Annotated in this window: 9 protein-coding genes; 4 read left to right on the top strand and 5 right to left on the bottom strand. The window is 46.4% G+C overall.

Annotated elements, in window-relative coordinates; translation table 11 throughout:
• Together V7723_RS19880 and bfr are read right to left on the bottom strand one after the other, a co-directional pair.
• The coding region (locus V7723_RS19880; protein ID WP_443024269.1) for a (2Fe-2S)-binding protein at positions 1-143 on the bottom strand (143 nt) is incomplete at its 3' end.
• A gap of 121 nt (positions 144-264) precedes the next feature.
• Positions 265-732 carry a bacterioferritin gene (gene bfr, locus V7723_RS19600; protein ID WP_335686193.1) on the bottom strand — a complete coding sequence of 156 codons (468 nt, stop codon included), beginning with the start codon at positions 730-732 and terminating at the stop codon, positions 265-267.
• A 170-nt stretch (positions 733-902) separates the two neighbouring features.
• On the opposite strand from bfr, the gene V7723_RS19595 reads away from it, so the two are divergent.
• Positions 903-1,379: a MaoC family dehydratase gene (locus tag V7723_RS19595; RefSeq protein ID WP_335686192.1), complete on the top strand. Its 477-nt coding sequence runs from the start codon at positions 903-905 to the stop codon at positions 1,377-1,379.
• A gap of 15 nt (positions 1,380-1,394) precedes the next feature.
• Here the strand turns inward: V7723_RS19595 and V7723_RS19590 are convergent, their stop codons facing one another.
• Both V7723_RS19590 and V7723_RS19585 read right to left on the bottom strand, forming a co-directional pair.
• Complete coding sequence (locus tag V7723_RS19590; RefSeq protein WP_335686191.1) at positions 1,395-1,820, bottom strand: PaaI family thioesterase; 426 nt, start codon at positions 1,818-1,820, stop codon at positions 1,395-1,397.
• A gap of 46 nt (positions 1,821-1,866) precedes the next feature.
• Positions 1,867-3,078, bottom strand: coding sequence for an acyl-CoA dehydrogenase family protein (locus V7723_RS19585; protein WP_335686190.1), 1,212 nt, complete (start codon positions 3,076-3,078; stop codon positions 1,867-1,869).
• A gap of 111 nt (positions 3,079-3,189) precedes the next feature.
• On the opposite strand from V7723_RS19585, the gene V7723_RS19580 reads away from it, so the two are divergent.
• The 3 genes from V7723_RS19580 to V7723_RS19570 all read left to right on the top strand — a co-directional run bounded on the left by V7723_RS19580 (position 3,190) and on the right by V7723_RS19570 (position 5,447).
• Positions 3,190-4,080, top strand: a complete 891-nt coding sequence (locus tag V7723_RS19580; protein WP_335686189.1) for a LysR family transcriptional regulator — start codon at positions 3,190-3,192, stop codon at positions 4,078-4,080.
• A 54-nt stretch (positions 4,081-4,134) separates the two neighbouring features.
• The gene (rsmI, locus tag V7723_RS19575) at positions 4,135-4,887 is read left to right on the top strand and encodes a 16S rRNA (cytidine(1402)-2'-O)-methyltransferase (protein WP_335686188.1); all 753 of its coding nucleotides are present in this window, start codon (positions 4,135-4,137) and stop codon (positions 4,885-4,887) included.
• Positions 4,888-5,015: 128 nt separating this feature from the next.
• Complete coding sequence (locus V7723_RS19570; RefSeq protein ID WP_335686187.1) at positions 5,016-5,447, top strand: CBS domain-containing protein; 432 nt, start codon at positions 5,016-5,018, stop codon at positions 5,445-5,447.
• A gap of 9 nt (positions 5,448-5,456) precedes the next feature.
• Here V7723_RS19570 and V7723_RS19565 read toward each other — a convergent pair whose 3' ends face one another.
• On the bottom strand, positions 5,457-6,365 hold the full coding sequence (locus V7723_RS19565; protein WP_335686186.1) for a patatin-like phospholipase family protein: 909 nt from the start codon (positions 6,363-6,365) through the stop codon (positions 5,457-5,459).
• Positions 6,366-7,014 lie beyond the last annotated feature (649 nt).

The following is a 7,014-nucleotide window of genomic DNA, read 5'->3' as shown; positions in this document are numbered from 1 at the left end:
ATCTCACGAATATGTATTGAGCATTTAGCGCATTGTGGCGGCGCTCCCAATGAATCGTATATATTCGCAACACCCTGGGCACCACCAGCGATCGCTGATTTCACATCGCGATCCGTAAATCCATTGCACAGGCATACATACATTCTACAACATCCGTCTTTTAAAACTGACAATCATTCTCATTAATTTAGTAAATTGCGAATGATTGTCAATGTTAAAGTGATATTATAGAGCTATTCGGCCGTAAAGTTGCCTCTGAACAGATTAGGAAGTTTGAGATTGTATATAGTTTTCAAGGCCCATTTTATCCAATAGACCTAACTGGGTTTCCAGCCAATCGATGTGCTCTTCTTCGGATTCCATGATTTCTACAAGTAAATCCCTGGATACATAATCTTGCTTAGATTCGCAGTCCTTAATAGCGGCTTTAAGGTCGATATGGCCGGCATGTTCCATTTTTAGATCGCATTCGAGGATTTCTTTCGTATCCTCTCCTATCATCAATTTGCCCAGATCTTGAAGATTTGGCAGGCCCTCTAAAAACAAGATTCGCTTGATAAGCTTGTCCGCATGCTTCATCTCATCAATTGACTCGTGATATTCCTTTTCCGCTAACTCTTTTAAACCCCAATCTTCCAATATTCGGGAATGCAGGAAATACTGATTTATTGCTGTGAGTTCATTTTTCAAAATAACATTAAGATGTTTAATGATTGCGGCATCGCCTTTCATCGCGAGTATTCCTTTTAAAGTGTTAAAGTTGCCTACAATATGACAGGAAAATATATTTAAATAAACCTAGGTCTGTCGGAATTTTATAACCTTACGAGAGTTGTTTGGATTTTCCGTTAGACTATAGTTGTATCCCAATGACAAGACTTGATAACAAGCAGGATAATGAGATGAACAACGAATTTAAACCGGAAAACCATAAGTTTGCAGAATCCAGCTATTTTGAGGATTTTTCGATCGGGCAGCAATTTTATATACCGTCGCGGACGTTACGAGATGCCAATTTTTCCGCTTTCCAAGCGGCCTCTGGAGACAATCATCCTATTCATTATGATGTTGAGTATTGCAAGTCCCAAGGTCATCCAGAGCTTTTAGCGCATGGTTTCCAAGTGTTGATTCAGACGGCTTCGGGCGCGGGTATATTTCCTCATGTCGTCGGGGAATCTCTTATCGCCTTTATTGATCAGTCGTCGAAATTCCTAGGGCCTGTTTATTACGGTGATACCGTGTATCCAGAGCTCGTTATCACAGACTTGAAAGCGCAGAATACGACAGGCATCGTGACCGTGCGGTCGACAGTTCACAATCAACGAAAAGAGTTGGTTCTCGAAGGGGAGCAACGATATCTCGTCAAAAAACGCCCCTAGGCCGTGGGACGGTACTTATTTTATTGGGAAATTGCGGCTAGTTGCCATTACAACGCCGCACAATGTCTCCTTGCCGTTAAGAACACTAAAAACGTCCGCGGATCCGACGGAGAAAGACTTGCCCGCTTGCAAAACCCGACCTCGCGCAACTAGTTTTTCGCCGCGTGCTTGCCCGGTCATTTTAACGGTAAAGTCCAAAGTTGCACAGGCCCATCCTTTTGGCAGCATTGATAAGCATGAGCTGATAGCCGCCATATCTCCAACAGCGCCAACTGATGATGTCGGGAAAAGATCTGGCGGCGTTGAAAGTGCCTCCAGGTAAGGGGCTTCGATAACGACAGATCCTGGTTTTTCCTCAACAACGGTGACACCATAGGTGTTGGCGAAGGGTTGAAGGTGTAAGAATTGTGATGGCCGTGTAAACTCGGTCTCTGTCGTCATCCGATACTCCGGTAGCTCTGCGCTGTTTATTGTTTCCTTTTACGGGTCAGTGAGCGTAACGCTGTATAATTTGCTTTCCGAGCGACGACATATGAACTTGGTCCGGGCCATCGGCAAGTCGAACCGTGCGTGCGTAGGCAAAGGCTTCGGGCAGAAAGGTGTCTTGGCTAAGCCCCATGGCGCCATGGGCTTGAATGGCCCGATCAATGACGGTTTGTGCCATGGACGGTGCAACAACTTTAATCATTGAAATTAGGTCTCGGGCTTCCTTATAGGATACCAAATCCATGCGTTCTGCGGCTTTCAGGGTCAGTAAGCGAGCTTGCTCTACTTCGCATATTGATTTTGCGATGTCTTCACGGATGGATCCTTGTTCACTTAGCTTCTTACCAAAAGCGATCCGATTTTCTACTCGGTCACACATCAATTCGATAGCACGTTGCGCACACCCAATGAGGCGCATGCAATGGTGTATGCGACCTGGGCCTAACCGGCCCTGCGCAATTGCAAACCCTTCTCCTTCGCCCCCAATGATATTTGAGATTGGCACGCGGACATTCTCAAAAAGCATTTCCGCGTGTCCATGAGGCGCATCGTCGGACCCAAAGACTTTTAGCGGGCGGATCATTTTAACTCCCGGTGTGTCCATAGGCACCAGTACTTGGGATTGTTGGGTATGTCGCGAAGCATTGACATCTGTTTTCCCCATGAAAATCAAAATTTTGCATCGAGGGTCCGGCGCACCTGATGTCCACCATTTACGGCCGCTAATGACGTACTCATTTCCTTCCCGGCGGATCGTACTTTGAATATTGGTTGCATCCGAGGAGGCAACGGCCGGCTCCGTCATGGCGAAGGCGGAGCGAATTTCACCGTTAAGGAGCGGTATCAGCCAGTCATCTTTTTGAGCTTGTGTGCCGTATCGCGCCAAAACTTCCATATTTCCGGTATCCGGCGCACTACAGTTAAATGCCTCGGAACCGATCATGGAGCGGCCCATTGTTTCAGATAGAGGGGCATATTCTAAGTTTGACAGGCCCGCGCCGTGATCTTCGAAATCGGCTAGAAATAAATTCCAAAGGCCGGCTTCTTTTGCTTTGTCTTTCAATTCTTCCATAACCGGTGGAATTACCCAGCGAGTGTCCGAGTTCTCAATATAGTCGTGATAAACCTGCTCTGCTGGATATACGTAGTCGCTCATGAAAGCTTCCACCCGGGCCACAAGATTATCAGTTTTGTCAGAATATGAAAATTTCATTCGCTGGATCTTTCTCTATTTTTAGGATGTCGGCGAGAAGTATAAGAACACTATTGTAATCATTAAAATTTATTTTTATGATATATAGTCATAAGTAATGGTGATGATAAGATGAAGCTTAAAAATCTCGATCTTAATTTATTCGTGACCTTAGACGCCGTATACACACATCGCAATTTGACACAGGCGGCGAGCGCTCTGAACGTTACACAACCAGCTGTTAGCAATTCCTTAGCACGATTGCGGGATCGATTTGGCGATCCTCTGTTTGTTCATGCGGGGCGTAAAATGAATCCCACGCCTGTAGCTCAAAAAATGATCGGCCCGGTGCGGCAGGCCTTGAGATTGTTGCAATCCGGTATTGAGGAGGAAGAAAAGTTTGATCCGCAAATATCCGATAAGATAGTTCGGATTGGGATTGGCGACATCGGTGAAACGATCTTGCTGCCAAAATTAGTGGAGCGCCTTCATCAGTATGCGCCTCTCATGAAAGTCCAGGCTTTTCACGTGCCACGGCGATCCATAGCGAAAAAGCTGTCTTTAGGTGAAATTGATTTTGCCGTTGATATTCCTCTGTCACCGAATCCAGAGTTGCAAAACCATCTCCTCATGTCAGATGAACAGGTGTGTGTTGTTGGCCGGTCCAATCCATTGGTGGGCAATTCCAGTTTGTCCCTAGAGATGTATCTTTCTCTTTCCCACATCCTCGTATCGTCACGGCAACAAGGAAGTGGATCTGTCGATATTGAGCTCGGAAATTTGGGTCCAGCTCGAAATATAATGATCCGATTTCAGCATTATCAGGCGGCGTTTCATTTACTGCAGCGAACCGATTTCGCGCTGACCGCGCCTTTGCAGTTAGCCCGGATGTATGACTGCCACGTTTTTTCACTGCCGTTGCCGGTGCCCAATCTGGATTTTTACTTATATTGGCATAAATCCACGGCGCAATCGAAGACGACCCTATGGCTCCGGGATCTAATTCTGGAAGCTGTTGCTTAAGCAGGCAGGCAACGGGCGTTGCACATCACTGCAATATATGGTTAGTCCCTAAACATGACTGAAAATGACGACCAGAATGAACCAACGCTGTTTCTCATTCCAACGCCCATCGGCAATTTGGAAGATATTTCTTTGCGGGCCATGCGAATATTGCAGACGGTAGATGCTTTGGCATGCGAGGATACGAGGCATACTCGTAAGATTTTTGAGCGTCATCAATTGGACAGTCCGCCAATTATCTTTGCCTGTCATGCACATAATGAAGATCGGGCTGTTGGCCGAATACTTTCTTTGCTGCGGGATGGAAAATCTGTTGGTTTGACATCAGATGCAGGTGCTCCAGGGGTAAGTGATCCGGGGCAAAGAGCCGCAGCCGCGGCCATTGAAAACGGATACAAAGTAGATGCCTTACCAGGTCCAAGTGCCGTCATTACGGCCCTGATGGTATCTGGTTTGCCAGTTCCGGCTTTTTCCTTTTTGGGTTTTCTTCCGCGGAGGCCGGGTCGGCAACGTAAAGTTTTTAATGCCTTCGCAGAGGCGCCAACGGCCTTGGTTTTCTTTGAGTCGCCGTTTCGAGTCGCGAAAATTCTGAAGATTGCCCTTGAATGTCTGGGGAACAGGGAAGCGGCCGTCTGCATAGAATTAACGAAAAAATTCGAGAATATACATCGCCAAAGACTAGAGTCCCTGATCGAGAATTTTCAGGAAAAGAAAATCAAAGGAGAAGTGACCATCGTCATAGGGCCCCCTGAACGGGAAGATGCAGCTATTGAACAGGAAGACGACATTAACAATATGATACCTTAAGGCGTGCGATTGAGTATCGAGATTTCGCAAGAGAGTTGAAATTTGCCGGAAAATATGGTAGATTAGTAAAATTGAAAATACTCTTTTACTGCGTTTTCCCGTAAGCCAAAGTTGGAAGGAGATTTTGTATGAATGTCGCTGGTATTTTGAAAACCAAGGGGGCCAATGTGATCACGGCGGTTCCTTCGGATAGCATTGCAGATATTTCTAATATTTTGGGAAAAAATAAGATTGGTGCGGTCTTGATCGTGGATCGATCGGGAAATTTGCGCGGCGTCGTATCGGAGCGGGATATTGTCCGGGGCTTATCTGAATGTGGTTCGGATTGTTTGGCACAAACAGCTGAAGATTTAATGACATCTGAGCTGATAACGACGACACCTTCTGAGACGATTGATAACGTTATGTCTCTCATGACGGGTAAACGGATCCGTCATTTGCCAGTCTTGGATGAAGGGCGGCTAACCGGATTCATTTCCATTGGCGATGTTGTTAAAAGCCGGATGGATGAAGTTGAGCGTGAGGCGGCGGCAATGCGCGATTACATAGCCACTGGCTAACGAGGACCTCTAAGACAAGACTTCCATCGCCCGTGCTAAGAAGGGAAGAGAGCGTTCGGCGGATGCTTCTCCTTCTGCTATCATTTCTTGTGCTTTGTCGAAATCCAATAAGCCATGTTGGGCGAGGCGCGGGGCAATGGTGATATCGGGTGGGTCTCCGGCGAGGCGTGAACGACTCAGGCGGTCTTGAACAATATTGAGGGCGGACATCATGACGCCAAAAATGCTGGGTTCCGCGCCTGATTTGTCGAAAAAGCGATGCTTCATCAGATTTAAAGGGGATCGCGCGTGAAATGCTTTAAATTTTCCGCCATTTTCTTCCGACATGAGGCTTTCTTCATTTTCGCCGATATTTGACATCCCGAAAACATCCGCATTCAAATTGACAGCTATGACCAGGCGGGCGCCCAAGGCCCGGCATACAGAAACCGGAACTGGATTTGTCAACGCGCCGTCAATGAGCCATCGATCATCGATTTGCTGCGGGGAAAATAATCCAGGCAGGGCATAAGAAGCGGTGATCGCCTTGGCGAGGTTTCCTTCTTGTATCCAAATTTCGTGCCCGGTGCCCAATTCTGTGGTGATGGCAGAAAACGGTGCTGGAAGGTCTTCAATTAGAGTATCACCGATATTGTCTTCCAAAAGCGAGAATAACTTATTACCTGAAATAAGCCCGCCGCCGGACAGACGGATGTCAAGAAATCGGAACAGGCTGGATTTCCCTAGATCACGGGCCCATTCTTCCAGGGCGTCCATTTTGCCGGCCAGGTACATGCCGCCGACGAGGGCACCAATTGAAGTGCCGCAAATGATGTCTGGCTTTAAGCCTTCGCGTTCCAGAACGCGGATGACACCGATATGTGCCCAGCCCCGGGCGACCCCGCTTCCAAGAGCCAATCCAATTTTTGGTCGCGACATGGTTTCTCCTTGTTGCTGTTCGTCATTGTAAATCTCTCTCAACCAGCAGCGCTTGTAAAGTGCCGCACCATCACTTTTATCCTAACAGATATGTGAGGGCGCGATTTGGTTCCTGGCGGAGCTATATAGTAACGCACTTGTACATCTTAGTATTAGAATTCAGTTGTATTAAGCTGTTGTTAAGGGTATAATCTTTTTTCGTCTTTTTAGTAAATTTACCTGTTGACGGCGTTGCCTGGATATCTATATAAGATGGGCAACGACGCAGTCGGACGCACCTGATAAATTAGGTCAGGTTAATTCGGCGGCGTTTTTTTGTCTGACGAATTTATTTGTTTTGACGATTTTTAATTTACATTGTTGATATTGATGAGAAGAGATGCCTGGGCGGCGGTTGTTATTGCTTTAATGACTGACTGTTGCAACGGGTATCTTGAAGTCGTTATGTTTGGATAGTTTATTATTTCGGTAATTTATTATTTAGATATGACAGGTTTAAGTTCAGCGTATGGATTATTCATTTATGGATGATTTGTACAAAATGCATGGGTTACGCAGCAGTGTGTAATTTATGTAAACGTTGTGACGGGAAGAAGTTAATTCTAAATCAAACTTGAGAGTTTGATCCTGGCTCAGAACGAACGCTGGC

The sequence above is a fragment of the Sneathiella sp. genome, assembly GCF_036960985.1.
Lineage (GTDB): Bacteria > Pseudomonadota > Alphaproteobacteria > Sneathiellales > Sneathiellaceae > Sneathiella.
This window is presented reverse-complemented; position numbering and strand designations above follow the sequence as displayed.